The sequence below is a fragment of the Brevundimonas staleyi genome (assembly GCF_041893865.1).
Taxonomy (GTDB): Bacteria; Pseudomonadota; Alphaproteobacteria; order Caulobacterales; family Caulobacteraceae; genus Brevundimonas; species Brevundimonas staleyi.
Genome location: NZ_CP169082.1, coordinates 2,544,977 through 2,568,868, shown reverse-complemented (window position 1 = coordinate 2,568,868; position 23,892 = coordinate 2,544,977). Strand labels below are relative to the sequence as shown.

Annotated in this window: 26 protein-coding genes and 1 pseudogene; 3 read left to right on the top strand and 24 right to left on the bottom strand. The window is 68.0% G+C overall.

Translation table 11 applies throughout. The annotated features are described in order from the left end of the window. Positions 1–202: 202 nt before the first annotated feature. The 17 genes and pseudogenes from ACETK8_RS13090 to ACETK8_RS13010 form a co-directional block, all read right to left on the bottom strand. Positions 203–2,380, bottom strand: a complete 2,178-nt coding sequence (locus ACETK8_RS13090) for a heavy metal translocating P-type ATPase (RefSeq protein WP_316628722.1) — start codon at positions 2,378–2,380, stop codon at positions 203–205. Then, the gene (locus ACETK8_RS13085; RefSeq protein WP_316628723.1) at positions 2,377–3,402 is read right to left on the bottom strand and encodes a c-type cytochrome; all 1,026 of its coding nucleotides are present in this window, start codon (positions 3,400–3,402) and stop codon (positions 2,377–2,379) included. Before ACETK8_RS13085 ends, ACETK8_RS13090 begins: the two co-directional genes overlap by 4 nt. A 2-nt stretch (positions 3,403–3,404) precedes the next feature. After that, positions 3,405–4,421, bottom strand: coding sequence for a c-type cytochrome (locus tag ACETK8_RS13080; protein ID WP_374036341.1), 1,017 nt, complete (start codon positions 4,419–4,421; stop codon positions 3,405–3,407). 72 nt (positions 4,422–4,493) lie between these two features. Beyond that, positions 4,494–4,637, bottom strand: a complete 144-nt coding sequence (locus ACETK8_RS13075) for a hypothetical protein (protein WP_374036340.1) — start codon at positions 4,635–4,637, stop codon at positions 4,494–4,496. Continuing rightward, complete coding sequence (locus tag ACETK8_RS13070; protein ID WP_316628725.1) at positions 4,634–5,254, bottom strand: cbb3-type cytochrome c oxidase subunit II; 621 nt, start codon at positions 5,252–5,254, stop codon at positions 4,634–4,636. Before ACETK8_RS13070 ends, ACETK8_RS13075 begins: the two co-directional genes overlap by 4 nt. After that, positions 5,251–6,855: a cbb3-type cytochrome c oxidase subunit I gene (locus tag ACETK8_RS13065; protein WP_316628726.1), complete on the bottom strand. Its 1,605-nt coding sequence runs from the start codon at positions 6,853–6,855 to the stop codon at positions 5,251–5,253. Before ACETK8_RS13065 ends, ACETK8_RS13070 begins: the two co-directional genes overlap by 4 nt. Positions 6,856–6,870: 15 nt before the next feature. Further along, positions 6,871–8,184, bottom strand: coding sequence for an alginate export family protein (locus ACETK8_RS13060; RefSeq protein ID WP_374036339.1), 1,314 nt, complete (start codon positions 8,182–8,184; stop codon positions 6,871–6,873). A gap of 116 nt (positions 8,185–8,300) precedes the next feature. Beyond that, positions 8,301–8,726: a methyltransferase family protein gene (locus ACETK8_RS13055; protein WP_316628727.1), complete on the bottom strand. Its 426-nt coding sequence runs from the start codon at positions 8,724–8,726 to the stop codon at positions 8,301–8,303. Between the two features lie 41 nt (positions 8,727–8,767). Next, positions 8,768–8,896, bottom strand: a complete 129-nt coding sequence (locus ACETK8_RS13050; RefSeq protein WP_313041041.1) for a hypothetical protein — start codon at positions 8,894–8,896, stop codon at positions 8,768–8,770. Continuing rightward, positions 8,896–9,830 (bottom strand): annotated as a pseudogene (gene cydB / locus ACETK8_RS13045) (cytochrome d ubiquinol oxidase subunit II). Before cydB ends, ACETK8_RS13050 begins: the two are co-directional and overlap by 1 nt. Before the next feature lie 55 nt (positions 9,831–9,885). After that, the gene (locus ACETK8_RS13040) at positions 9,886–11,313 is read right to left on the bottom strand and encodes a cytochrome ubiquinol oxidase subunit I (protein WP_374036338.1); all 1,428 of its coding nucleotides are present in this window, start codon (positions 11,311–11,313) and stop codon (positions 9,886–9,888) included. Between the two features lie 9 nt (positions 11,314–11,322). Next, positions 11,323–12,117, bottom strand: coding sequence for a sulfite exporter TauE/SafE family protein (locus tag ACETK8_RS13035; RefSeq protein ID WP_374036337.1), 795 nt, complete (start codon positions 12,115–12,117; stop codon positions 11,323–11,325). An 8-nt stretch (positions 12,118–12,125) separates the two neighbouring features. After that, entirely contained in the window at positions 12,126–13,403 is a 1,278-nt protein-coding gene (locus ACETK8_RS13030) for an NAD(P)/FAD-dependent oxidoreductase (protein ID WP_374036336.1), read from the bottom strand. Next, positions 13,400–13,822, bottom strand: coding sequence for a TIGR01244 family sulfur transferase (locus tag ACETK8_RS13025; protein WP_374036335.1), 423 nt, complete (start codon positions 13,820–13,822; stop codon positions 13,400–13,402). The genes ACETK8_RS13030 and ACETK8_RS13025 overlap by 4 nt, the downstream gene beginning before the upstream one ends. Positions 13,823–13,851: 29 nt before the next feature. Continuing rightward, positions 13,852–14,271 carry a DUF6691 family protein gene (locus ACETK8_RS13020; protein ID WP_228184657.1) on the bottom strand — a complete coding sequence of 140 codons (420 nt, stop codon included), beginning with the start codon at positions 14,269–14,271 and terminating at the stop codon, positions 13,852–13,854. After that, positions 14,268–14,702, bottom strand: a complete 435-nt coding sequence (locus ACETK8_RS13015; RefSeq protein WP_228184658.1) for a YeeE/YedE family protein — start codon at positions 14,700–14,702, stop codon at positions 14,268–14,270. The genes ACETK8_RS13020 and ACETK8_RS13015 overlap by 4 nt, the downstream gene beginning before the upstream one ends. A gap of 12 nt (positions 14,703–14,714) precedes the next feature. Next, positions 14,715–15,656 (bottom strand): MBL fold metallo-hydrolase, encoded by a 942-nt coding sequence (locus ACETK8_RS13010; protein ID WP_374036334.1) that lies wholly within the window; start codon positions 15,654–15,656, stop codon positions 14,715–14,717. A 104-nt stretch (positions 15,657–15,760) separates the two neighbouring features. On the opposite strand from ACETK8_RS13010, the gene ACETK8_RS13005 reads away from it, so the two are divergent. From ACETK8_RS13005 to ACETK8_RS12995, 3 genes are read left to right on the top strand one after another with little or no spacing between them, the layout of a single operon-like run. Beyond that, on the top strand, positions 15,761–16,420 hold the full coding sequence (locus ACETK8_RS13005) for a peroxiredoxin (protein WP_292036998.1): 660 nt from the start codon (positions 15,761–15,763) through the stop codon (positions 16,418–16,420). Continuing rightward, positions 16,417–16,836: an ArsR/SmtB family transcription factor gene (locus ACETK8_RS13000; RefSeq protein WP_008259045.1), complete on the top strand. Its 420-nt coding sequence runs from the start codon at positions 16,417–16,419 to the stop codon at positions 16,834–16,836. The genes ACETK8_RS13005 and ACETK8_RS13000 overlap by 4 nt, the downstream gene beginning before the upstream one ends. A 25-nt stretch (positions 16,837–16,861) precedes the next feature. Then, a complete protein-coding gene (locus ACETK8_RS12995) occupies positions 16,862–17,257 on the top strand; it encodes a cupin domain-containing protein (RefSeq protein ID WP_008263599.1) in 396 nt (131 codons plus the stop codon). Positions 17,258–17,260: 3 nt separating this feature from the next. Here the strand turns inward: ACETK8_RS12995 and ACETK8_RS12990 are convergent, their stop codons facing one another. The 7 genes from ACETK8_RS12990 to ACETK8_RS12960 form a co-directional block, all read right to left on the bottom strand. Then, positions 17,261–18,754, bottom strand: coding sequence for a L,D-transpeptidase family protein (locus tag ACETK8_RS12990; protein WP_374036333.1), 1,494 nt, complete (start codon positions 18,752–18,754; stop codon positions 17,261–17,263). A 35-nt stretch (positions 18,755–18,789) separates the two neighbouring features. Continuing rightward, positions 18,790–19,563 carry a substrate-binding domain-containing protein gene (locus tag ACETK8_RS12985; protein WP_314187973.1) on the bottom strand — a complete coding sequence of 258 codons (774 nt, stop codon included), beginning with the start codon at positions 19,561–19,563 and terminating at the stop codon, positions 18,790–18,792. Further along, positions 19,563–20,462, bottom strand: coding sequence for an MBL fold metallo-hydrolase (locus ACETK8_RS12980; RefSeq protein WP_008261237.1), 900 nt, complete (start codon positions 20,460–20,462; stop codon positions 19,563–19,565). Before ACETK8_RS12980 ends, ACETK8_RS12985 begins: the two co-directional genes overlap by 1 nt. A 64-nt stretch (positions 20,463–20,526) precedes the next feature. Beyond that, positions 20,527–21,177: a peroxiredoxin gene (locus ACETK8_RS12975; protein ID WP_314187975.1), complete on the bottom strand. Its 651-nt coding sequence runs from the start codon at positions 21,175–21,177 to the stop codon at positions 20,527–20,529. A gap of 99 nt (positions 21,178–21,276) precedes the next feature. Continuing rightward, positions 21,277–21,801, bottom strand: coding sequence for a DsrE family protein (locus tag ACETK8_RS12970; protein WP_374036332.1), 525 nt, complete (start codon positions 21,799–21,801; stop codon positions 21,277–21,279). A 29-nt stretch (positions 21,802–21,830) separates the two neighbouring features. Further along, positions 21,831–22,448, bottom strand: coding sequence for an SAM-dependent methyltransferase (locus ACETK8_RS12965; protein ID WP_040349367.1), 618 nt, complete (start codon positions 22,446–22,448; stop codon positions 21,831–21,833). A gap of 11 nt (positions 22,449–22,459) precedes the next feature. Then, complete coding sequence (locus tag ACETK8_RS12960) at positions 22,460–23,887, bottom strand: bifunctional metallophosphatase/5'-nucleotidase (protein WP_374036331.1); 1,428 nt, start codon at positions 23,885–23,887, stop codon at positions 22,460–22,462. Positions 23,888–23,892: the final 5 nt, after the last annotated feature.

Genomic DNA, 23,892 nt, shown 5'->3' with positions numbered 1-23,892 from the left:
CGTAGGCGGAGGGGGCGGGCCGGGAACTTCTGTGTGAAGCTCGACGTCTTCACCCGCGATCGCTGCCGACGCATTGCGTCCCCTGGCTCCAGATCGAAGGCTATCCGGACGAGGCCCGCCGTCCGACATCCTACGCCCCTGAAACGGAAAACCAAGCCCGCCCAAGGCCAGGATCGTCGGGCGCTGTCGATCCGACGCTTGCTCAAGGCGAAGGACGCGCCTGGCGGCGGCCATCGTCGCCTGCCGACGACGACGTCTCGCGAGACAGCCGCGTCTGTGGCCCGCGCAGCGCATTCAGCATCACCAGCAGCGAACTCGCGGTCATGGCGACTGCGGCCCCCAAGGGCGACAACAGGCCCAAGGCCGCCAGGGGCAGAACGACGATGTTGTAGGCGAGTGCGAGGACGACATTCTGGCGGATGGTGCGTCGCGTCTCGTCAGCCAGGCTCAGAGCCACATCGACTTGCTCAAGACCGCCCCTCAGGATGACGATCGCCGCCGTGGCCGTCGCGGCCGGATGGGCCCGGGCCACCGAAACCCCGCAGGCGGCTGCGGTCAGGGCGGGGGCGTCGTTCACGCCGTCGCCGACGAAGAGCACAGGTCCGCTCGTGTTCCTGACCCTGTCGGCCTTGTCGGCGGGGGTGCAGCCCCAATGGACCGCAGCGGCGTCCAGGCCGATGCGATGCGCGACCGCTAAGGCCGGCCCCTCGGCGTCGCCGGTGGCCATGGCGACCTGCAATCCCCGCCGCTTGAGCCGCGCCACGCCGTCAGCGGCGCTGGGGTCCAGCGCATCGGCGAGCAGAAGATCGCCGATCGCGAGACCATCCAGGGTGACCCGAAGACGCGTTTCTCCCTGCAGGCTAGCGACGCCGCCGACATGGATGTGGGTTCCGTCCGCCAGAGTCGTCTCGGCGCCGCGATCCAGGCGTCGGCCGCCGACCACGACCGCGTCGCCGATCGGCGCGGCGGCGACGACGGCTTGCGCAAGGGGATGGGCGACGCCGGTCTCCGCACGCGCCGCCAGATCCAGCACCTGCGCCACGGACCAGCCAGGGCAGGGCGCGACGGCGACCACTTCGGGGCGGCCCAGGGTGAGGGTCCCGGTCTTGTCCAGGAAGACGGTGCGCAGCCCGGCCATGCGATCGACCACGCCGGGATCGGAGAACCGCACACCGTGTTCGGCGGCCCTGGCCGAGAGACGCGCCTGAGCCAAGGGCGCGGCCAAGGCCAGGGCGCAGGGGCAGGCCGCCAGGAGCACGACCAGACCGCGCATCACCGCCTCGCCGACGTCGGCCGTGAGCGCCAGCGTCGCCGCCGTCACCAGGACGGACGCCAGAATCAGGCCCTGGGTCAGCGCGCCGGCCAGACGGGCGATCCGGTCCTCGTCACCGCCGCGCGTCGCCAGTTCGAGGGCCACCCGTCCGCCCATCCGATCCACGTCGCGATCCCCGGCGTCGCGGTCGACCGAGACTTCGATCATCCGGTCGAGATTCACGGCCCCCGCGCTGACGCGATCCCCGGGAGTGATGGCGCGCGGCGCGGACTCGCCGTTCAGCACGGCCGCATTCAGACGACTCTCGCCGGTCACAACCCGGCCGTCGACGGTCGCCACGGCGCCGGCGGGGATCCGCACGCGATCGCCGAGGCGAAGGCTGGCGCTGGGGAGCGCCTGCCAGCCGTCCGCCTCCCGCCAGACCAGGGCCGTGTCGTCGAACAGACGGCCCATGGCCACCACGGCCTGGGCGGCCCCGCGCCGGATGTGGGTCTCGATCAGACGTCCGGTCAGAAGCAGCGTGATCAGCATCACCGCCGTGTCGAAGTAGACGTGACGATCGCCGGCCATCAGATGACCGAGCGAGGCCGACACGGCGCCGCCGACGCCGAGCGTGACCAGGAGGTCGAGCCCGGGCGCGCGCAGGCGCACGGATCGGATCGCCATGCGGCCGATGTCCCAACCGCCATAGAGGAGCGCCGGCAGGGCCAGCAGACCGCTGGCGACGGCCAGTCTCCAGGCGAGATCCGCACCGAGGCTCGGCGTGACATAGAGGACGATCGCCGCGGCCATCGCCCACATGCCGAAGGCGACGGAAACGGCGAGCCTGAGCGTCAACTGGCGGATCTGACCGTCGAACCGGTTCACCGCATCCTGGGGGTCGGCGCGCTCGATGAGGCGATAGCCGGCCTGACGGACGACGGTTCGAAGATAAGCGACGTCGCAGCGCTGGGCTTCCCATCGGACCAGGGCCGAGGCGGAGAGGTGATGGACCCGGGCCAAGAGGACGCCGGGGGTTTCGCCAAGCCGACGCTCCAGACCGCGCGCGCACCCCCCGCAGAAGAGGCCATCGACGGCGAACAGTTGCTGACGCGGTTCGGCGCTCAAGGCCGAGCGCGGGAGGTCGGTTCAGGCGTGCCTACTCCGATCAGACGGCCCTGATAGGTCCGCCCGTAAAACGTCTCCTCGCCGCCATGGTTTTTTTGCGCCGTCTCCTGCACCGTGCCGGTCTGGCGAGGGTCCTTGGGCCGCTCTTGGCTGTTGATGAAGGCGGCGACATCCCAGGCCTGCTGGTCGGTGAGACGATCGGTCTGGCCAAGCGGCATATTGGCCTTGATGAAGCCGGCGGCGGTGTTCACCCGCGCCATGCCGGCGCCCCAGTTGTAGGACCGGGGTCCCCAGAGCGCCGGGAAGACTGGGCGGCCATTGAGGTCGTACTGCCCCTGGCCGTCCGCCCCGTGGCAGGTCGCGCAGTTGGCGGCGTAAACCTGTCTCCCGCGCGCCGGGTCGTATCCCGCTGCGGTTTTCTCAAGCTCTGGATAGCCGGCGCCTTCCAGGTCTTCACCCGTCGGGGCCCCGCTGGCGAGCCAATGCATATAGATTTGCAGGTCTTTGTAGACGTCGTCCCCGGCCGGCGGGGGGCCGCCGGTCGGCGAGTGCTGGGCGTTCATGGAATAGGTGAAACAGCCCTTCACCCGGTCTTCCATGGTGTTGATCTGCTTATTCTTGGACCGGTATTTGGGATAGACGGTCCAGGCCGCCCACATGGGCGCCGAGTTGGGCCGTCGGCCGCCGTCGAGATGGCAGTTCGAGCACGACAGGTTGTTGCCGACGAAATCCGAGGCATTGGCTGACGTGTTCATGAAGATCGCCTGGCCGCGTCGGATCGCATCGCCTTCCGGTCCGTCGGGAATGGCGCTGTCCGGCGGCGGCTGGAACAGGGCCGCATTGACCTTGTCGTCGCCGTCGGCTTCGCCGGCCTTGCGATCCCGCAACCAACCCGCGTCAAAGGCGTAGGCGGCGATCGCGAACAGGGCGAAGCCGCCGCCGACGGCGTAGATCACATCGCGGGCGAACCGGCCCTTGGCGGGCCGGTCCTGCGGAGCGGGAGGCGGAGCGTCGTCATCCATGGTCATCGCCTTTCATTATCGGAAACGGCCGGCACCGGCGGAAGGGTTGCAAGATAGTCGGCGACCGCGCGGCGGTCTGCGTCGGACAGATTGCGCGCGACCTCGTTCATCAGCTGGACGTCGGAGTTGTCGCGCTCGCCCCCGACCCAGGTGGCCAGCTGCGAGGCCGTATAGGCGGGGTGCTGGGCGGCCAGGGAGGGGAAGTTCGGCGCCACGCCGAAGCCCGACGGGCCATGGCAGCTGAAACAGGCGGGAAGGTTCTTGGACCAGTCGCCGTGCAGCGCCAGTTGCTCCCCGCGCGCCATGTCTCCGCCCAGCTCCGGCTTCGCGGTGGAAGGCGTGCGAAGCGCCGAATAATAACGCGCGAGACCGCGCCGGTCGGCGTCGCTCAGGGCGCCGGCGACAATCCGCATGGTCTCATTGCGGCGGCGGCCTGACACATAGTCCTGAAGCTGTTTGACGATATACCCCTGCGGCAAACCCGCGAGCCGGGGCACGTTCGCGCCGCCCTCGCCCGCGGCGCCGTGACAGGAGGCGCAGGCCCAGGCTTCACCCTGGCCCTGTGTGACCAGACGCATCACGGCGGGATCGTCGAAACTGGAGATCCGGACAGGCCCGACCGACGGTTGAGGCGCCAGACCGGGGTCGACGACCCGCGCGAGCTCCTCGCCCCCGCGCCAGGCCCCGCGGCCGGCGAAACGTTCGCGCTGCGCCGCCACGAAGGCCGGCGTGATCTCTTGGTCGTCGCCGCCCCAAGTCTGGCGAACATGGCTGGCGACCCGCGCCAGTTCGGCGTCGGACAGCACGCTGGCGAAGCTCGGCATATGGCCGTCGAACACCTTGCCGCCGACATCGATCGGCCCGTCGATGCCGTGAAGCAGGATCTGCACGATGACGGCCGGATCGGCGGCGACGAACCGGGATCCCGCCAGCGGCGGGATGGCGCTGCGCACGCCCGCAGCATTGGGCTGATGGCAGGTCGAACACCGCGCCTCGAACACCTGAGCGCCGCTGTTCAAGGCGAGGGCGGGCGTCTCTTCGATCTGTTGGGCGCGTTCTTCACGTCCGACGCCGACCGCCTGGGCGTTGTCTCATAAGGTGACCGCGCCCCAGATCGCCAGGGCGATGGCGATCCAATAGACCGGCAGCGGAATGCGCCGGAACTCCTCGTAGGGTTCGAAGGCCTCGTCCGGTTCGCGGGGCTGAGGGGCGTCGGGCGGCCCTTTGCGGATCATTTCGGCTCGCCCTTTTCGCTGTAGCCGTCGTCGCGGACGGCGGTGGGCGGGGCAGGGAAGGTGCGGTCCAGACTGCGCAGATAGGCCACAAGGTCGCGCGCCTGCGGCCTCGCCACCACGACCTTGCCCTTGGGCGCATAGCGTTCCGGAAGCGTGACGACAACGTCGCCCGGCGCCGCCTTGTCCTTGATCTCGAACAGATAAGGATAGGCCGGCATGATGCTCCAGTCGTAGATCGCGCGCGGCTGATAGAGATGGGTCATGTGCCAGCCTTCGCTCGGCAGCCGCGCGCCCACATTCTGAAGATCCGGCCCGGTGCGCATGGTGCCGAGCTGGTGGGGTTGGTCGTAGAAATAGTCGGAGGCCACCGCCGCCCGTCCCCAGCCCCGTTCGCCATCCGGCGCCTGGTCCAGGGCGCGGGGCTGCTGGCTGTGACAATAGACGCAGCCCTCGGAGACATAGACCGCCCGTCCCCGGAGCTCCGCCTCTGTGTAGGGCAGCAGACCCGGCGTGGGCGCTTCGCCGCGGATCTGGATGCCGGGGAGGATGACCAGCATCAGGGTGGCGAACGCCAGGATGGCGAGGGCGAAGACGCCCAGAGGGATGACGCGGTTCATGCTGCGGTCGCCGGAACGGTGTCAGTGGGCGCGGTTCCAGCCTGGGGGGCGCGTCCCTGCGCCAGCAAGGCGACGAAATGGCCCGCAAAGATGAGATGGCCCAGCGTCATCAGCGCGCCGCCGACAGAGCGGGCCTCAAGATAGGGCGCCAGAACGGTGACGCTGTCGGCGAAGGGGCGCGTCGCGTCCAGCATGGCCAAGCCTTGCAGCACGCCGCCGATGGTCAGGGCGAAGAAGTAGATGGCGAAGCCGACGACCACGAGCCAGAAATGGACCTTGATCAGGGCCGGCGCAGGCCATTGCCGCCCCGTCAGGCGCGGCCCCATGTGGTAGACCGCGCCGAACATAATAAAGGACACAAAACCATAGGCGCCCAAATGGGCGTGCCCGACCGTATACTGCGTGAAGTGGGTCACGGTATTGACCGTGCGCAAGGCTTCGATCGACCCCTGGAAGGACGCCAGGGTGTACATGACCGCCCCAAGCGAGATGAACCGCAGAGGAACCGAGGCCTTGAAGGCCCAGAGGTTGCGGGCGACCGTGACGTGCTGGTTGATGGCCACGGCGATCACTGGCACGAACATCATCACACTGTGGACGATCGACAGGGTCACCACCCAGGTCGGCACCGGACCGCCGATCAGATGGTGGATGCCGACCTGACTGTAGAACAGCGCCAGCGCCCAGAAGCCGAGTAGCGACAGACTATAGGAGTAGATCGGCTTACCGATGATCTTGGGAATGAAATAATAGGCTGCGCCCACGCCCAGCGGGGTCAGCCAGAGCCCCAGCACATTGTGGGCGAACCACCAGTTGACCGTCGCCTCCTGCACGCCCGCATGGATGCCCGGCAGATTGGCGATGAAGAACAGGACGGGAAACCAGCACAGCGCGCCCAGATAGTACCAGCCGGTCACATAGATATGGTCGACGTTGCGCCGCAGCGCCGTATGGAGAAGCGGCCAGACGAAGAAGGCGCCGGCCAGGGCCAACAGCCCATCGATCTGCCAGGGAATCTCCAGCCATTCCTCGCCGTCCGTCCAGCCCGAGGCGATCGCCAGGGCGCCGCAGGCTACGGCGACGTTCCAGAGCACGGCTCCGATCACCGGCAGGCGCGGATGTCGCAGCGCGGTGTGGAAGATGCGCGGGGCGATCCAGAGCGCCACGCCGATGCCGGTCATCGACAGCCAGCCGTAGATCACCAGGTTCAGGTGCAGGGTGCGAACCCGGCCGAAGGTCAGCGGGCCGATGTCCGTCAGCCAGTCCGGCCAATGGAGCTTCAGCGAGGCCATCAGGCCGAAGATCGAGCCGATGACGAGCCAGGCGATGCCGCTTCCGATCAGGATCGTCACGGGGCGGCGCGAAACCGCATCGATGCCCTCGCGCTCGGTGTCATAGTGATGCGGCCCGACGGACTGGGTGTCCTCGCCGGACATCGTCGCATCGTCGGGCGTTCCGGCCTCCCCGGGCGTGAAAACCGTATAGGCCTGCCCCTGGTGCAGTTGGAGCTGCCGGTTGGTCACCGCCCAGATCAGAAAGGCCAGGGCCAGCAGCGACACGAGGAAGCTGAGCGCCAGCAGGAGGCCGATGGTCACCGACATGGGGCGAGGACTCCGTCAGAAGGCATAGGTCACGTCCACATAGCCGTAGGTGGTGTCGTCGGTCGCCGGCGCGTTCGGCGCGTCGGTCAGGGCGCGGCCCTTGAAGAGCCGGGCGCCGCCGGTCTCCAAGGTGACGTCAGGGGTCAGCTTGTAACGGACCCGCGCCTCGATCTGGGTTCCACCAAAGCGGCCGCTGTCGCCCGATGGGTCGATGACCCCCGTCGCGCCCAGGCTGTCGCGCGCGTCTTCGAGCCAGAGTCCCCGCACGGCGACGAAGCCGTCCAGCTTGCTGTTGGGTTTTACCTCCAGGCGAATGCCGGGCGACACGAGGTTGGCGCGTGAGACCGCGCCGTAGAGACCGGCGGGACCGAACTCAAAGCGTCGTGCGCCATAAAGGGTGTCGAACCGGCCATAGTCCCCCTGTCCCCCATCACCCGTGACATAGTCGAACTGGGCCGCCAATCGCGGCGACCAGTGGTGCCCGAACGTGCGGCCTGCCTCCAGATGAAGGAAGCCGGCCCTGACATCCACATCCTGGGTGTCTGCGGGCGAGGCGGAGCGGCGGACCTGGCCGACCTGGGCCGCCGCCTCGACCTCAACATCCCATAGCCCAGCCGCCGGCGCTTGACGCCAACGGACGCCGGGCGTCGCCAGCCGGCGGTTGCGGGTTTGCTGGGCCGCGTCGTCGCTTTCGGTGAGGCCGTAGACATAGAGGTCGAGCGATCGCCGCTGGCCGAGGTCGCGAGTCCAGAACAGGCCGGCGAACTGAAGATCGGCATCCTCGCGATCCCACGCGATCCGGTTGTCCTCGATGGCGGCCCTGTCGTCCGGCAGCCGCACCTGCGGCATGACCCAGAAGGCCGTCAGCGCCCCGGCGGCCAAGGGCGTGTCGAAACGGGCGCCTGTATAGGCGTTGGTGGTGTTGCGGAAATTCTGGCGAGAGACGAAACGCTTGGATCCCAGGTCCATGGTGAAGCGGCCCAGCTGCAACGTCCGCGCGTCTCCCGCGCCGAGTCGGACTTTGGCGTAAGCCTGCACCAGCTCCAGTGCATTGACCTCGCCGACGCCGACCGACGACCGAGGCCCCTGACCGAACGCCCGGGAATCGAACAACTCGCCGCCGAACGTCACACGGCCCACATCCTGCTCGACGGCCAGCGTCAGCCGCGTCGTCAAAACGGTGTCGCTCGGCTCCGCCGTTGGACGAAACTGGCCTGACAGCGTCTCTCCGCGCGCACGCGCCGACCCGGACACACGCCAGCCGTTGTCGGCGACCGCCTGCTGCCCGCTGGCGGCGAGGGCGCCGCTCATGAGGATAGAAATCAGCACCGGAAGCGCCCTCCCTTGGCAGAGCAGTCGCCTGCGAAGTCTCCCATCGTCGTTTCCTGCTGCGTTTTGTCGCAACAGGCCGCGCCAAGCTTAAGCCAGCCTTAAGGTGATCGCGATCAGGGCCGACGGCCGAGCCAGCGGCCCGCCCGGCCAGCATAGGCGAACCAGTCCGCCCCGAAGAGGGCCGCCAGGTGTCGTTCCTCGCGCCGGATCGCAAGGCGATCCGTGGCGAAGGCGGCGAAAGGCGCGGCCACGACGAACCAGGCGTTGTCGAACAGGCCGCCGAGGCCGAGGAGCAGGACGGCGTTGGCGAGGTAGATCGGGTTGCGGCTCCAGGCGAATGGACCGGTGGTGACCAGAGCGGTCGCCGCTCGGTGGGGCAGGATGTTGGCCCGCCGCCGCCGCATCTCCAGCATGGCCCAGAGGTCGAGGCCAACCGCGACGCCGACCAGCAGGCCGCCGGCGGCGACGGCGCCGGGGAAGAGGGCGGGCAGCGTCCAGAGGGTGGCGGCCAGCCAGGCGACAAGGACGGCTGCGCCCATGATGAGCGGGGGCCAGGGCCAGCGATTTGGCGCTTGCGCACTCACCCGCCGGCCATCTTCAGCAGACCGCGCAGCAGATAGGCGATCACGCCCAGAACACCCACGCCCAGCACCCAAAGCGCGACGAACCAGAGCCCTTGCCGGAGCCCGTTTCTGGAGACGAGACACATCAGTGGTAACCGTCGTCGCCGACCTTGCCGCGGAACACCCAATAGGCATAGGCGGTGTAGGCCAGGATGATCGGGATCAGGATCAGGGCGCCGACCAGCATGAACAGCTGGCTGGAGGCCGGGGCGGCGGCCTCCCACAGCGTGATCTCGTCCGGCACGGCGTAGGGGAAGACGCTGACGCCCAACCCTGCGAAGGTGACGGCGAACAGGGCCAGCGACAGCAGGAAGGGCCAGACTTCGCGCTTGCGGCGCATGGTCCAGAAGAAGGCGGCGGCGACGATCAGGACGAGCAGCGGCACCTGGGCTGTCAGCAGCACGCCGGGCCAGTCGAACCAGCGCCGCGCGTATTCCCCGTCCAGGAAGGGCGTGGCCAGACTGACGGCGCCGATCATCAGCAGGGTCGCCGGACCCAGCTTCCAGGCCTGGGCGCGGGCGTGGGCCTGGAGCGCGCCCTCTGTTTTCATGTTCAGCCAGGTGGCGCCCAGTAGGGCGTAGCCCACGACGACGGCGGCGCCGGTCAGCAGGCTGAACGGGCTGAGCCAGTCCCACCAGCCGCCGCCGTAGGCGCGCCCCGACACCTCGACCCCCTGCAGGATAGCCCCCAGGGTGACGCCCTGGGAGAAGGCGGCCAACAGGGAGCCGCCGAAGAAGGCGACGTCCCAGACCGCTTGGCCCGCACCGTTCGCCAACGGTACTCAAAGGCGACGCCCCGGAAGACGAGGCCCAGGAGCATGGCGATGATCGGCGTATAGACCGCCGGCATCAGCACGGCGTAGGCGAGGGGAAAGGCGGCGAACAGACCACCGCCGCCCAGGATCAGCCAGGTCTCATTTCCATCCCATACCGGGGCAATCGAGTTCATCGCCTTGTCGCGCTCGCTCCCCACCTTAAGCGTCGGGAACAGAATGCCGACGCCCAGGTCGAACCCGTCCATGACGATATAGGCGAAGACGGCGAAAGCCAGCAGGCCGGCCCAGACCAAGGTCAGATCAACGGTCATGATCGGACTCCTCGCCGGTCGGGATGGGACGGTCCGGGTCAATGGCGGGAGCAGGCGTGATGCCCGCGGTGCGGATTGGCGTTTCCGCCACGCCCGGCTCATCGCGGTGCGGCGCATGGCTCATCAGACGCAGGATGTAAAAGACCCCGGCGCCGAACACCGTGAAATAGACCACGGCGAAGGCGGCCAGGGAGGTTGCGACGGCCGGCGCCGCCAGGGGCGCGGCGCTGTCGGCGGTACGCAGCAGGCCATAGACCGTCCAGGGCTGGCGGCCGACCTCCGTGGTGATCCAGCCCGCCAGCACGGCGACGAAACCCATCGGCCCCATGACCAGGGCGAACCGGTGGAGCCAAGGCGCGTCGTAGAGGCGTTTTCGCAGGCGCGCATACAGACCCCACAGCCCCAGCAGAAGCATGGCCATGCCCAGGCCGACCATGACGCGGAAGGACCAGAAGACGATCTCGACCGGCGGCCAGTCGGCGCGGGCGATGGTGTCCAGGCCGGCCAGGGGCGCGTTCGGATCGTGCTTCAGGATCAGGGAGGACAGCTTGGGAATCTCGACTGCGCCGTGGACCGTGGCCGCGTCCCGGTCGGGAATGCCGAACAGGATCAGCGGAGCCCCGTCCGGATGGCTTTCGAAATGGCCTTCCATGGCCATGACCTTGGCGGGCTGATGCTCAAGGGTGTTCAGCCCGTGCATGTCGCCGATGAAGATCTGGACCGGGGCGGCGACCAGGATCATGCCCATGGCCATGGCGAACATCTCGCGCGCGCCCTTGTTCGTCCGTTCCTTGATCAGGTGCCAGGCCCCGACCGCGCCCACGACCAGGCCGGTGGTCAGATAGGCCGCCAGCAGCATGTGGGCGAGGCGATAGGGGAAGGAAGGATTGAAGACGATCTTGATCCAGTCCGCCGGTACGAACTGGCCGACCTCGTTGATGGCGTAGCCTTGCGGCGTCTGCATCCAGCTGTTGACCGACAGGATCCAGAAGGCCGAGGCGAAGGTGCCGATCGCGACCATCAGGGTGGCCATGAAGTGCAGCTTCTTGCCGACACGATCCAGGCCGAACAGCATGACGCCCAGGAAGCCCGCCTCCAGGAAGAAGGCGCTGAGCACCTCATAGGCCATCAAAGGACCGATCACCGGTCCAGCCTTGTCGGAGAAGACCGACCAGTTGGTGCCGAACTGGTAGGACATGACCAAACCCGAGACGACCCCCATGCCGAAAGCGACAGCGAAGATCTTCAGCCAGTATTTGAACAGGTTCAGATAGAGGTCTCGGCCCGTCTTTAGCCACAGGGCCTCCAGGACGGCCAGATAGCTGGCCAGACCGATGGAGAAGGCCGGGAACACGATGTGGAACGCGACGGTGAAGGCGAACTGCATCCGCGCCAATATCAGGGCGTCAAGTTCCATGGTTGGGTCTCACCCGATCAAGCCGAGCGCGCCGGCGCTGCGGTAAAGCATGTAGAAGGCGACGACGAAGATCAGCGCGGCGAACACTGTGTTCAAGACGCCTTTTTGTCCCGACAGCGCTTTGGCGAGGCGCGCACCCAACAAACCGCCCAAGACGCCGCCGCCGATGAACACGGCGGCGAGGGGCCAGTCCACCCAGCCGTCCAGGGCGTAGTTGAACGCCGTGGTCAGGCCGAAGGCGGTGACGCCGACCAGCGACGAGCCGACCGCGTAATAGATGGGCATCCGCGTCGAGACCATCAGACCGGGGACGATCAGGAAGCCGCCGCCGATGCCGAAGAAGCCGGACATGACCCCCGTCAGGGCGCCAACCCCGACCAGCTTGGGCGCATTGCCCCGCGTCAGAACCACGTCCGGGTCCCCCGAGGCCGAGCGACCTCTCAGCATCAGCACCCCGACCACCAGCATCAGGACCGCGAACAGGGCCAAAAGTTTCTGACCGTCCACCGCCTTGCCCAGGCTGGATCCGAGAAAGGCGCCGAAGACCCCCGCCGTCGCGAAGAGGCCGGCGATCTTCCATTTCACCGTGCCGTGGCGCGCGTGGTTCAACAGATTGGCGAAGGCGTTGGCGGCGACGGCGAAAGCGCTGGTGCCGATCGCCAGGTGCGGATCCTTGACCCCCACGAGATAGACGATGAGCGGCACCGCAAGGATGGACCCGCCGCCGCCGACAAGGCCGAGGGTGAAGCCGACAAGCGAGCCGGCGCCGGCGCCGAGGCCGTATTGCAGCGGGGACAGGTCCATGATCGGGCTCAGGCGACAGCGGGGCGAGGTTGAGGCGCCGGCTCGACGTGCTCGGGGCTGGCCATCCATTCGCGACCCTTCAGCATGGCCTGCCAGTAGATTTCCGGAAGGGCCTGCGCCTTCAGATGCCAGGCCAGCCGCGTTGGCTTGGTGCCGTCGAGCAGCCATTTGGGGAAGCTGGGTAGCAGCTTGCCGCCATAGCCGAACTCGGCGAGCACGATCTTGCCACGCTCGACCGTGAGCGGGCAGGAGCCGTAGCCGTCATAAACGGCCCGCATCGCCTGCCCGTCCAACAATGACAGGATGTTCTCAGCCACGACGGGCGCCTGTTTACGGGCGGCTGCGGCGGTCTTGGCATTAGACGCTGAGCAGGCGTCGCCCAGGCCGAAGACATTTTCGAACCGCTTGTGGCGCAAGGTCGCCTCGTCCACCTCGATCCAGCCGCTTTCGGCGGCCAGCGGGCTCTCCCGGACGAAATCCGGCGCGGCCTGAGGTGGGCAGACGTGCAGGAAGTCGAACTCGCGCCTGATCTGGCGGGCCTCGCCGTCCGCTCCGGTCACGGCGAAGGTCGCAACGCGCGCCGGGCCGTCCACGGCGACGAGCTTGGATCCGAAGTTCAGATCAATCCGGTATTTGCGAATGTATTCCATTAGAGCCGGGACGTAGTCCTTGACGCCGAACAGCACCGGGCCGGCGTTGTGGAATTCGATCTCGATGTCGTTGCGGCCGTTGTCGCGCCAGTGGTCGGCCGACAGATACATGGCCTTCTGCGGGGCGCCGGCGCATTTGATCGGCATGGGCGGCTGGGTGAAGATCGCCCGGCCGCTCTGCATCGCCTGCACCAGCTTCCAGGTGTAGGGCGCGGTCTCATAGCCGTAGTTGGAGGTGACGTTGTTGCGCCCGAGCGTTTCCGCCAGGCCCGGAATGGCGCCCCAGTCCAGCTTCAGTCCCGGCGCCGCGACCAGCATGCGATAGCCGATCCAGCGGCCGTCGGTCAGTTCGACGCGATCGTGCATGGGGTCGAAAGCCGCGACCGCACCCCGCACCCACTGGGCGCCCTTGGGGATCAGGTCCTCGGTGCGGCGCTGGGTCCGCTCGGGCGTAAAGACGCCGGCGCCGACCATGGTCCAGCCGGGCTGATAGTAGTGATGTTCGGACGGTTCTACGATGCGAATGTCGAGGCCTGGGCGGCGGCGCAGGAGGCTGGCGGCCGTGGCGATCCCGGCGGATCCCCCACCGACGATCAGGACATCGCAGGAGTCCAGGGGGGCGTATTGGGCGCTCATGACGCGGCTCCTTCAAGACGGGGGCGCAGGGCGCCGAGGTCGTAGCCTGCGGTCTTGGCGCGGGCGATCAGATGATCGGGGCTCTCCGAGGCGGCGTTCGCCAGCGCCCACAGGGTGGTGGTGCGCGTGCCGGTGCGGCAGAAACCGAACACGGGCTGGGGCAGGTCAGCCAGAGCCTCGCGGAAGTCCGCCACGTCTTGGTCGGAGATGGCGCCGCCGACCACGGGAACGTGGGCGAAGGCCAGGCCGGCGGCCTCGGCGGCGTGGCGCAGAACCTCGGCGGTGGGCTGGCCGGGCTCCTCGCCGTCGGGTCGGTTGGAGATCACCGACCGGAAACCCTGGGCCGCGATGGCGGGCAGGTCTTCCGGGGCGATCTGGGGCGAGGCGGATAGGGCCTCGTCCAGGGGGCGGATATCCATGGCATTGTCTCCCTAGGGTCTTTTCTGGTTCAGGCGTTTCGGTCGAGCGTCAGGCGGAACAGCGCCATGCCGGCCACGAGGGCGCCGACGAAGACGAAGGCCTGCCAGGCGCCGGTCGTCAGGGCCGCCAGCGCCGGGCCGGGGCACAGGCCGACCAGCCCCCAGCCCAGGCCGAACAGGACGGCCCCGCCGACCAGGGGGGTGTCGATGGTCCGGCTCTCGGGGACGTGAAAGGTCTCGGCCGCGACCGGAGCATCCATGCGCCGGCGGATCAGATAGGCGATGGCGGAGGGGATCAGCGCTCCGCCCATGACGAAGGCCAGCGAGGGGTCCCAGGCGCCCGTTACATCCAGGAAGGCCAGGACGCGGGCCGGGTTGATCATGTCGGACACCACCATGCCGGCGCCGAACAGCAGGCCGCACAGGACGGCGACGATCAGCCGGTTCATGCCAGGCCTCCCAACAGGTGGCGGGTGACGAAGACGGTCAGGGCCGCAACCGCCATGAAGACGCCGGTGGCGACGATGGAGCGGGGCGACAGGCGGGCCAGGCCGCAGACGCCGTGGCCGCTGGTGCAGCCCGAGCCCCAGCGGGTGCCGAAGCCGACGATCAGGCCGCCGAGCACCAGCAGCCAGATGTCCGAGGTGATCTGCACCTCGGGCCTGCGGATCAGCGCCGAGGCCAAGGCCGCGCCGCCCAGCAGGCCGGCGATGAAAAGCAGGGCCAGGGTACGCGGCGCGCCTTTCGACAGGCCGGTCGCCGCAGCGGTCAGGCCGGAGATTCCGGCCACGCGCCCGTTCAGCAACAGGTAGAGACCGGCGGACAGGCCGACCAGCAGGCCGCCGGCCAGGGGCCAGACGAAGGGGAGGGGCTCAAGCATCAGGGTCTCGCCTCACAGCGCGTTCAGCGGGACCTTGAGGTAGCGCACCCCGTTGTCCTCGGGCTCGGGCGGGCGGCCGCCGTTCATGTTCACCTGGACCGACGGCAGGATCAGCTTGGGCATCGGCAGGGTCGCGTCGCGCTGGGTGCGCATGGCGACGAACTCGTCCTCGCTGACGCCGTCGCGAATATGGATGTTGCCAGTGCGCTGGGCGCCGATGGTGGTCTCCCAGGCGAACTCGGTCCGGCCCGGCGGCGCCTTGTAGTCGTGGCACAGGAAGACCCGCGCCTCGTCCGGCAGGGAGGTCAGGCGATGGATCGAGCGGTACAGGGTCCCGGCGTCGCCGCCGGGGAAGTCGCAGCGCGCCGTGCCGTAGTCGGGCATGAACATGGTGTCGCCGGGAAAGACAGCGTCGCCGATGACATAGGCCAGACAGGCAGGGGTATGGCCGGGCACATGCAGCACCGTGGCCTTCAGCCCGCCGATCTCGAACCGGTCGCCGTCGTTGAACAGATGGTCGAACTGGCTGCCGTCGCGGCGGAAGTCGGTCCCTTCGTTGAAGATCTTGCCGAACACCGCCTGGACGGTGAGGATCTCATGGCCGATGGCTAGCTGCCCTCCGAGCTTTTCCTGGAGATAGGGGGCCGCCGACAGGTGATCGGCGTGGGCGTGGGTCTCCAACAGCCACTGGACCGTGAGACCTTCGGATTTCACGTAATCAATGAGGGCGTCGGCCGAGTCGTGCGCGGTGCGGCCGGACGCTGGATCGTAGTCCAGCACACTGTCGATGATGGCGCAGACGTCGGAGCCGGGATCGCGCACGACATGGCTGACGGTGAAGGTGGCCTCGTCGAAGAATGACCTGACGACAGGGCGTTGGCGAGGATTGCCCAGCGCGGCGCGCACGATGTCGGCGGCGTGGTCGCGGGCGGGATCGGGGATGGGCGAGGACATGGCGTGTCTCCGTTTCGGTGACTCAACACATATACCCATTAATAGTTCGTGCAAGTATGTATTTTAATGTAGCGGAAACGGTGGGAAGCGCTTAGCTTGCGGCTATGGAAACGATCGACACCGGGCCAGCCGCCTATCCCCCCGCAATGCGCGCCCTGCGCATAAACGACACGGCGCCGGACTTCAGCGCGCGCACGACGCAGGGCGAAAAGCGCCTGAGCGACTATCGCGGCCGCTGGCTGGTGCTGTTCTCGCATCCGGCGGACTTCACGCCGGTCTGCACCAGCGAGTTCGTGGCCCTGGCCCGGCAGTCGGACGCCTTCGCGGCGATCGATTGCGATTTGATGGCCCTGTCGGTCGACAGTCTGTATTCGCACCTGGCCTGGCTGAAGGACATTTATCGCCGCTTCGGCGTGAAGGTGCCGTTCCCGATCATCGAGGATCCCTCCATGGCCATCGGCCACGCCTTCGGCATGGTGGACGCCGGCTCGAGCGACAGCGCGACGGTGCGCGCCACCTTCGTGATCGATCCCGAAGGCGTGGTGCGCGCCATCAGCTGGTACCCGATGAACATCGGCCGCTCGGTTGATGAACTGCTACGTCTCGTCACCGCCCTGCAGACCTCGGACCGCGAGGCGGCCTCCACGCCGGCGGGCTGGATGCCCGGCGACGCTCTGCTGGAGCCGGCCGCCACCACCCTGGACGCCGCCATCGCCGACGGTGAAGGCGATGCGCCCTGGTACTATCGCGAGCGCCGCGCATGACCGACGATCAAGCGGCCGCCATGGAGCGGTTGAAGGAAAAGGCGCCGGAGGCCGCAGAGCTGTTGCGCCAGCTGGCCAACGCCAACCGGCTGCTGATCCTGTGCCATATCGCCGAGGAGGAACGTTCGGTGGGGCAGCTCGAGGCGGACCTGGGCATCAAACAGCCGGCTCTGTCCCAGCAGCTGGCTGAGCTGCGCCAGTACGGTCTGGTCAAGACGCGTCGTCAGTCGCGCTCGATCTTCTATTCGATCGCCGACGAGCGGGCCCAGGCGGTGATGGGCATGCTGTACGAAATCTTCTGCGGCGATGCGAAGGCGGTCGGCGCCCGCGTCGCCGCCCCGGCGCCCCGCCCATCGACGCCGGCGCGCGGCGACACGGCTCAGTTCGCGCGCATCACCGCCGTCGCACGTCGCTGACGGCCAACCCGCACAGGAGACTCTCGTGAAGGGCTTCATCGACAATATCGAACGTCTGACGGAAGAGAACACAGACTTTCGCCGTGTTCTCTACACCGGCCACAATCTGCAGCTCGTCCTCATGGCCATTCCGGCCGGTCAGGAGATCGGCGAAGAGGTCCACGACGACCGCGACCAGTTCTTCCGCATCGAGGCGGGCGAGGGCGAAATCTGGATCGATGGCGTTCGTCACGCCGTGAAGGCGGACGACGGGGTCATCGTCCCTCAGGGCGCCCGGCACAATGTGGTCAGCACGGGGTCCGAGCCGCTTCGGCTCTACACCCTCTATGGCCCGCCGGAGCATCTCGACGGGACGGTTCACGCGACGGTGGAAGAGGCCTCCGCCGACCACGAGCACTTCGACGGCCGCACGACCGAATAGCCGTCAGGGGCCGACGTCGTCCGCATCGGCGCGCCGGTCGTCGGGCCGCGGCAGGTGCAGGGCGATGCCCAACGCCTCCGCCAGACGGGTGTCGCGACGATAGATGTCATCGCGAAAGGCGACGCGGCCCTGGCCGTCCAGGAACGCGGTCCAGTACAGTAGGCGCACGTCGATCGGCCGACCGGTCGCCACACGGACGGTCTGGCCGCTGTCCAGCGCGGCGTCGAAGCGGGCGAGCCTCTCGGGGTCGGGCGCCAGGAGAAGGCGGGCGAAGCCGACGGCGTCCTGCACCCGCACGCAGCCGTGACTGAGATGGCGGAAGCTCTGGTCGAACGCGCCCCGAGACGGGGTGTCGTGCAGGAAGATGGCGTAGCTGTCCTGAAGCTCGAACTTGACTTGGCCCAGGGCGGCATTCGGACCCGCGCGCTGAACCACCATGCCGTTCTGGATCGTCATGTTGTTCGCCCGCATATAGGCGGCGCCACGCGGCAGGATCTCGCGCTGGGCGATGGAGGTCGGCACCGTCCAGGGCGGATTAGCGACGACCGAGGCGAAGGGCCGTTCGAGGCTGGGCGTCGCATTGTCGGCGTCACCCGTCACGACCCGCATCGAATGCACGGGCCGACCGTCCTTCCAGTAGACCATGATGGAGGCGGCGGTGTTCACCTCGATCCGTTCCGGGGCCACGTCCCGCTTCAGCCAACGGCGGCGTTCCAGATTGAGCGCGATCTGGCGGGCACGGGCCTCGGCCGAAATCGACAGCGCCCGCTGGGTCGCCGGGCCGATGCGGGCGTCTGCCTCCAGACCGTGGCGCACCTGAAACGCCCGAACGGCTTCTTGCAGCACCGACCCGTAGTCACCGCCAGACGGGCCGATCATCGCGGCGGCGGCGTCGCTCAGATCGCCTTCCACCCGAAGGCGCGGCAGGAGGGCGGGAAGGCGGGGGTCGGACGCAAACGGTTCGATCGTCGCGCCCAGGGCGAAGGGCGGCCAGCCGCCGCGGTCGGCGATGGCGCGATAGCGGAGGAAGCCGTCGCACAAGCCCTGATAGCCGCGGTCCTGGGGCGCGAGGCCCGCCATCGTCTCGGCCAACGTTCCGTCGTCGACCGCCGTCGCCAGCAGCGGCGGCGTATCGACCTGGTTGCGACCCATCTCCCAAAGCGTCTCCACCGATGCCGGGTCGACCCGGCCATGGGCGAGCGCCTCGGCCAGGGTCAGGACGGCCTGGGTCAGTTCGGCTTCACTTAGGGCCAGACCGTCGGGCGCGGATAGACCGTGGCGGTCCGCCAGGGCCAAGGCGTCCATGGCTTGCCGGCGCGCTGGCCCCGCCCAGGCAGGGCGTCCGCCGCGGGCGGCGTAGAAGGCTGCGGTCAGGGCGGTGATGTTCAACGCGGCGGGCGCCGATACGGCTCGCGCGGTCGTCGAGAGCCAGAGCGGCGCTGCGGCCGCCGCGAGCAGGTGTCGGCGGTTCAAGGTAAAGGAGCGACGGTTGGCCATGCCGCCGACACCGCGGGGTTCACCTTAAGGCAGGCTTAAGGTTGGCCGGTCCGCCAGCCCCAACGCGCGAAGATGGCGGCCCCCTCGTCGGACTTCAAAAATTCGAGGAACGGCTGGGCGTCGGCGTCCTGGCGGCCGGTCTCGGTCACAACGGCGCCGGCGTCGCGGTAGATGCGATAGGGCTCTTCGACCTCGACCACATCAGCGAGGTCCGGATTGGCGACCTGCCAGATGCCCCAGATGATCCAGGCGTCCAGCGTCGGGTCGTCGATCCAGGCTTGTCGGGCCTCGGCGCTGTTGCGGGCGTAGACGACGATGTTGCGACGCAGCGCGCGCACCTTGGCGATGTCGCCGGTGCGACCGGCCATGTCCTCCCACAGGCCGTTCTGGCCCGCGCCGTTGACGACCAGGACTCGGCGACCCGGCTGGAAGAGATCTTCCAGGCCGCCGACGCCGTTCGGATTTCCCGGGCGAACGAGAATGGAGGCGGTGCGCAGATAGAGCGGCTCGACCGCCTCGGCGCGGATGCGGCCCTCCAGAGCGCTGACGAAGTCGGTCATCATCGTCTCGGAGCCGGAGAAGATCAGGTCGCCGTCCGCCTTGGCCTGGTCCAGCCATTGGGGCGTGGGTCCGGCGACCACGGCCACGGCGCGACCGGTGCGCGCCTCATAGGCCTTCGCCGCTTCGCGCATGGCGGGGGCGGGGCCGCCCGGGCCGTAGACATGAAGAGGATCGGCGGGCGTCTGGGCGTGGGCGGCCAGGGCCGTTGCGCTCAATAGGGCGGCCAACGCCAGTGTGGACAGACGCATCAAGAGTTCTCCTGGGGCGGGGCGAAGTGATTGGCGGGGATCTTGAAATAGATGCGGCCGTCCTCGGCGGGTGGCGGCAGCACTCCGCCGCGGATGTTCACCTGAAGCGCGTAGAGCATCAGGTTCGGCAGGGGAAGGGTGGCATCCCGGCCGTCGCGAAGCCGCACGAAATCCGCCTCTCCGCGTCCGCCGCCGACATGGATGTTGTCCGCCTTCTGCTCTCTCACGGTGCTGAAGCAGGCGGGCTCGCGGCCATCGGGACCGTAGTCGTGGCCGACGAAGACGCCGGTCTCCTCGGGCAGGGCCAGGATGTCCTGGATGCTTCGGTAGAGGGCCTTGGAGTCGCCGCCCGGAAAGTCGGCGCGCGAGGTGCCGGCATAGGGCATCATCAGGGTGTCGTGGACGAAGGCGTTGCCGCCGATCACATAGGTAATGGACGCCAGGGTGTGGCCTGGGGAGAAGATGACCCGCCCCGTCAGGTCGCCGACAGCAAACGTATCACCGGCCTGGAAGAGACGGTCCCACTGGCGACCGTCGGTCGGGAATTCGTCGTCCAGGCCGTAAATGTCCTTCCACAACCTCTGGACGCCGATGACCTTCTCGCCGATGGCGGTTGGAGCCTCCAGCTTCTCGTTGAGATAGGGCGCGGCCGAAAAGTGATCGGCGTGTGGATGGGTGTCCAGCAGCCATTCGACCGTCAGGCCTTCCGCCTTGACGTAGTCCAGGATGGCGTCGGCGTTGCGGGTCGAGGTCGCCGCCGCCTTCTCGTCGAAATCCCAGACCGGATCGATGATCGCGCATTTGCGGCTGACCGGGTCGGAGACGACATATTGCCAACTGCCGGTCTTCTTGTCGTGGAGCGCCGCGATGCGCGCTCCGCCGTGGTCGATGATCTGCATGATGGCTCCGTTTGGTTTGCGAAGAAAAGGGCCGGACCGCTTGCGCGGTCCGGCCAGCGTCCGATCAGGCGGCTTTCGGGGCGTCGGGGAGGTCGCGCGTCGAGAAATACCAGTCGGTGTAGACGTAGCCCTCGGAAGCGCGAGCCTCGGCCGCCTCGGCGGTCTTGGGCGGAGGGACGATAGCCGGTTGGCCAGGGCGCCAGTTCTCAGGCGTCGCGACCCCGTTGGCGTCGGACGCCTGGAGCGCGGTGAGCAGCCGAACGAACTCTTCGATGCTGCGGCCATTGCTCATGGGATAGTAGACCATGGCGCGCAGCTTGCCTTCCGGATCGATCAGGAAGGTGGCGCGAACAGCCGAGGTGTCGGCCGCCCCGGGGTGGATCATCCCGTAGGCCTGGGCCACCTCCATCTTCAGATCCTCGATGATGGGGAAAGGGATTTCGACGCCGAACTTCTCCTTGATGTTCCGGGTCCAGGCCAGGTGCGAGAAGATGCTGTCGATGGAGAGCCCCAGGAGCTCGCAGTTCATGGCGGCGAACTCATCCGCGTGCTTGGCGAAGCCGATGAACTCGGTCGTGCAGACCGGGGTGAAGTCCGACGGATGGGAGAAGAGGATCAGCCATCTGCCGCGGTAATCGGCCAGGCTGCGATCCCCGTGCGTGGTGCGGGCGTGAAAGTCGGGGGCGGGTTCGTTGAGGCGGGGCAGTCCGGTCATGTCGATGTCTCCTTCAGACGCCCCATTGAACACTTACATACACACTTACACAAAATAATAGTTCTTATGGCCAGGGAAGGTTCCGTCTATGCCGAGCCGTCAGTTCACAACCAGGGCATATCCAGCCTGCTGGTGGTGGATGACCGTCATCAGGGCGGCGAGATCGACGCTCACGGCCGGTTCGAGGTCGGCTTGCGCGATGCCGTTCCCCGCCATGGCCTGGCCGCACAGCCGAACCTGGACGCCGGCGGCGATGAGGCTGCGGATCAGGGCGCTGTTGGGATTGGCGTCGCCCTTGCCTCGCGCGGCCCAGGCGGCGTCGGACAGGACCGCAGGGGTGGCTGCGCCGTGTAACACGACGACGATCTGACGCTGGTCGGCGTCCACGCCGCCCGCCGCCAGCATATTCGCCAGCCGCGCAACGCGATCCAGCCCCTTCAGCGGCCTGTCGTCCGGACCGCCCTGGGAGACGTCGAAGATGACCCGATAGACGCGCGACGGATCCGGCTGTTCGCCGGCCTCGGGCAGGGGCTTGAAGCCGCCGAAGCCAGAGACAGCCTGGGCGAAGCTTGGGGAGGCCGCCAGGGAGGCGGCCAGGGACAGGGCGAGGAGGAGGGTTTTCATGGCGGGTTCCGGTGTGCGGGCGCTGGGGGTCAGGGACGGCGGGCGACGAGATCGATCAGGGCGGACCGGCCGCTATGGCCGGCGCCTTCGGAGACGTCGCTGTCGTGGCTATTCAGATGCAGGATGTCGAAGTCGGCGAAGGCGTCGCGGAGCAGCGCCTCGGTGTAGAGGTTCTCGACCTGCCCCGGGCCGCCCGTTCCATAGGCGATCTGTTCCGGCCGATAGCCCTGCAGCAGGATCAGGCCGCCAGGCTTCACGGCCGCCTTCATACGCTCGAAAATTCGGTCGCGCAGGGGAGGCGGGGCGAACTGAATGAAGACGGCGACCACGACGTCGAAGGCGTCCTGCGGCCAGGCCCAGGTCTCGAGGTCCGCCACCTGAGCGTCCAGTGTGACCCCGCGTCGCTCGGCCAGGGCGAGGGCCTTCTCGATCGCGCGTGGGGCGATATCCGTGGTGGTGACGGCCAGACCCTGTTCGGCGAGCCACACGCCGTTTCGCCCCTCGCCATCGGCGACCGCCAGAGCGGTCATGCCGGGCTGGAGCCGCGCGATCTGAGCGGCCAGAAAGGCGTTGGGCGTCTCGCCGAACAGATAGTCCTGGCGGTCATAGCGGCTGTTCCAGAAGTCGCGGGCGGCGACGGAGTCCATAAGGTGTTCCTTCATATGATGAGGACGCTCGCAGGCAGATCGGTCTCGCCGGGCGTATGGTCGGCGAACCAGGATTCAAGCGCGCCCACAGTGTCGATGTCGAGCGTCCGGCGGTCTCGCCCGTAACGTTCGGGCACCCCCTGGGCGGTGACGAAGGCCACCGGATAGTCCGCCTCCGGCTCGACAGGGCGGTCCCCGACCAGCAGGCGATCAAGGCGCTGCCCCTTGGGATTCTCCAGCTTCACAAAGGCCGTGAGGCCCCGGCAGCGTTTGATGTAGCCGCCCATCTGCGCGTAGGGGTCGGCGGCGAAGGTGCGCTCAAGATTCTCTTCCAGCATCGCCTTCAACTCGGCTCCGGTCAGCGTCGTGCGCGAGATGGGCGGGTTCATCGGCGCCATATTGTAGAGGTCGCCCAGAGTGACCGGGCCCGGTGCGACGGGCGCGCCGTATCGCCGGCCGTTCGAGAAGGCGATGTCCACGCCCGCCGCCTGCGCCGCAGCCGCCAGCAGGACGTCGTCCATCGGCGCGCTGGCCATGGCGTAGCGGTGAAGGGGGATGGCCGTGCGGCCGATGACGCGCGCCAGACGTTCCCGCTCGGGAGCCAGGGCCGTCTCCACCAAGCCGGCGACTTGATCGTCTTGGGGGCCAGCGTCCACGGCTATGAGCCGATGGCGGCGCAGGGACACGCGGCCGTCTGCGATCTCCAGGTCCAGCCGGCCGATATAGGCGCCGTGGCAGCCGGACTGAATGATCAGGGTGTCGCCGACGCGGGCCGGCTCGTGCAGGCGGTTATGGGTGTGGCCGCTCAGGATCACGTCGACGCCCGGCGTCTCGGCGGCCAGCTTGAGATCCTGCGGAAAGCCCAGGTGCGACAGCAGGACGACCAGATCGACCTTCTCCTCGCGGAGCTGGTGCAGTTGCTCCCGAGCTTCGGCCACACCCATTTCAAACCGCACGCCTTCAGAGAAGGCGGGGGGCATGGTTTTGTCGACGATAGGGCAGGCCAGGCCGATCACGCCGATCCTCAGACCGCCGCGCTCGAACACCCATCGCCCGTCGAACACCGGCGCGCCGTCATCTTTGCGAAAGACATTGGCGGCCAGGACGGGATACTCCAGTCGCGCCGCCAAAGCCTTGAACCCCGCCGGGCCATAGGCGAACTCCCAGTGCGCCGTCATGGCGTCGATCTTCAGGGCGTTCATGATCGGAACCAGCGCCTCGCCCCGGCTCGCGACGGCGACCCGCGTGCCATGGAAGGTGTCGCCGTTATCCAGGGTCAGGCACGGACCTTCGGCGCGCGCCTCTTCGAAGAGACGGGCGATGCGGGCGACCCCGCCCAGCCGTTCGACCCGCCAGCCGCCTTCGGTGCGCACCAGTTCGGGATGCGGCTCGAGATAGCCGTGCAGGTCGTTCAGCTGGAGCAGGGTCAGGGTGGTCATGGTCA

Coding starts and splice junctions, on each gene's coding strand:
- ACETK8_RS13085 (WP_316628723.1), bottom strand. CDS start 3,402: ATGGATGACGACGCTCCGCCTCCCGCTCCGCAGGACCGGCCCGCCAAG.
- ACETK8_RS13075 (WP_374036340.1), bottom strand. CDS start 4,637: ATGATCCGCAAAGGGCCGCCCGACGCCCCTCAGCCCCGCGAACCGGAC.
- ACETK8_RS13070 (WP_316628725.1), bottom strand. CDS start 5,254: ATGAACCGCGTCATCCCTCTGGGCGTCTTCGCCCTCGCCATCCTGGCG.
- ACETK8_RS13065 (WP_316628726.1), bottom strand. CDS start 6,855: ATGTCGGTGACCATCGGCCTCCTGCTGGCGCTCAGCTTCCTCGTGTCG.
- ACETK8_RS13055 (WP_316628727.1), bottom strand. CDS start 8,726: ATGGGCGCAGCCGTCCTTGTCGCCTGGCTGGCCGCCACCCTCTGGACG.
- ACETK8_RS13050 (WP_313041041.1), bottom strand. CDS start 8,896: ATGTGTCTCGTCTCCAGAAACGGGCTCCGGCAAGGGCTCTGGTTCGTC.
- ACETK8_RS13040 (WP_374036338.1), bottom strand. CDS start 11,313: ATGGAACTTGACGCCCTGATATTGGCGCGGATGCAGTTCGCCTTCACC.
- ACETK8_RS13035 (WP_374036337.1), bottom strand. CDS start 12,117: ATGGACCTGTCCCCGCTGCAATACGGCCTCGGCGCCGGCGCCGGCTCG.
- ACETK8_RS13030 (WP_374036336.1), bottom strand. CDS start 13,403: ATGAGCGCCCAATACGCCCCCCTGGACTCCTGCGATGTCCTGATCGTC.
- ACETK8_RS13025 (WP_374036335.1), bottom strand. CDS start 13,822: ATGGATATCCGCCCCCTGGACGAGGCCCTATCCGCCTCGCCCCAGATC.
- ACETK8_RS13020 (WP_228184657.1), bottom strand. CDS start 14,271: ATGAACCGGCTGATCGTCGCCGTCCTGTGCGGCCTGCTGTTCGGCGCC.
- ACETK8_RS13015 (WP_228184658.1), bottom strand. CDS start 14,702: ATGCTTGAGCCCCTCCCCTTCGTCTGGCCCCTGGCCGGCGGCCTGCTG.
- ACETK8_RS13010 (WP_374036334.1), bottom strand. CDS start 15,656: ATGTCCTCGCCCATCCCCGATCCCGCCCGCGACCACGCCGCCGACATC.
- ACETK8_RS13005 (WP_292036998.1), top strand. CDS start 15,761: ATGGAAACGATCGACACCGGGCCAGCCGCCTATCCCCCCGCAATGCGC.
- ACETK8_RS13000 (WP_008259045.1), top strand. CDS start 16,417: ATGACCGACGATCAAGCGGCCGCCATGGAGCGGTTGAAGGAAAAGGCG.
- ACETK8_RS12990 (WP_374036333.1), bottom strand. CDS start 18,754: ATGGCCAACCGTCGCTCCTTTACCTTGAACCGCCGACACCTGCTCGCG.
- ACETK8_RS12985 (WP_314187973.1), bottom strand. CDS start 19,563: ATGCGTCTGTCCACACTGGCGTTGGCCGCCCTATTGAGCGCAACGGCC.
- ACETK8_RS12980 (WP_008261237.1), bottom strand. CDS start 20,462: ATGCAGATCATCGACCACGGCGGAGCGCGCATCGCGGCGCTCCACGAC.
- ACETK8_RS12975 (WP_314187975.1), bottom strand. CDS start 21,177: ATGACCGGACTGCCCCGCCTCAACGAACCCGCCCCCGACTTTCACGCC.
- ACETK8_RS12970 (WP_374036332.1), bottom strand. CDS start 21,801: ATGAAAACCCTCCTCCTCGCCCTGTCCCTGGCCGCCTCCCTGGCGGCC.
- ACETK8_RS12965 (WP_040349367.1), bottom strand. CDS start 22,448: ATGGACTCCGTCGCCGCCCGCGACTTCTGGAACAGCCGCTATGACCGC.
- ACETK8_RS12960 (WP_374036331.1), bottom strand. CDS start 23,887: ATGACCACCCTGACCCTGCTCCAGCTGAACGACCTGCACGGCTATCTC.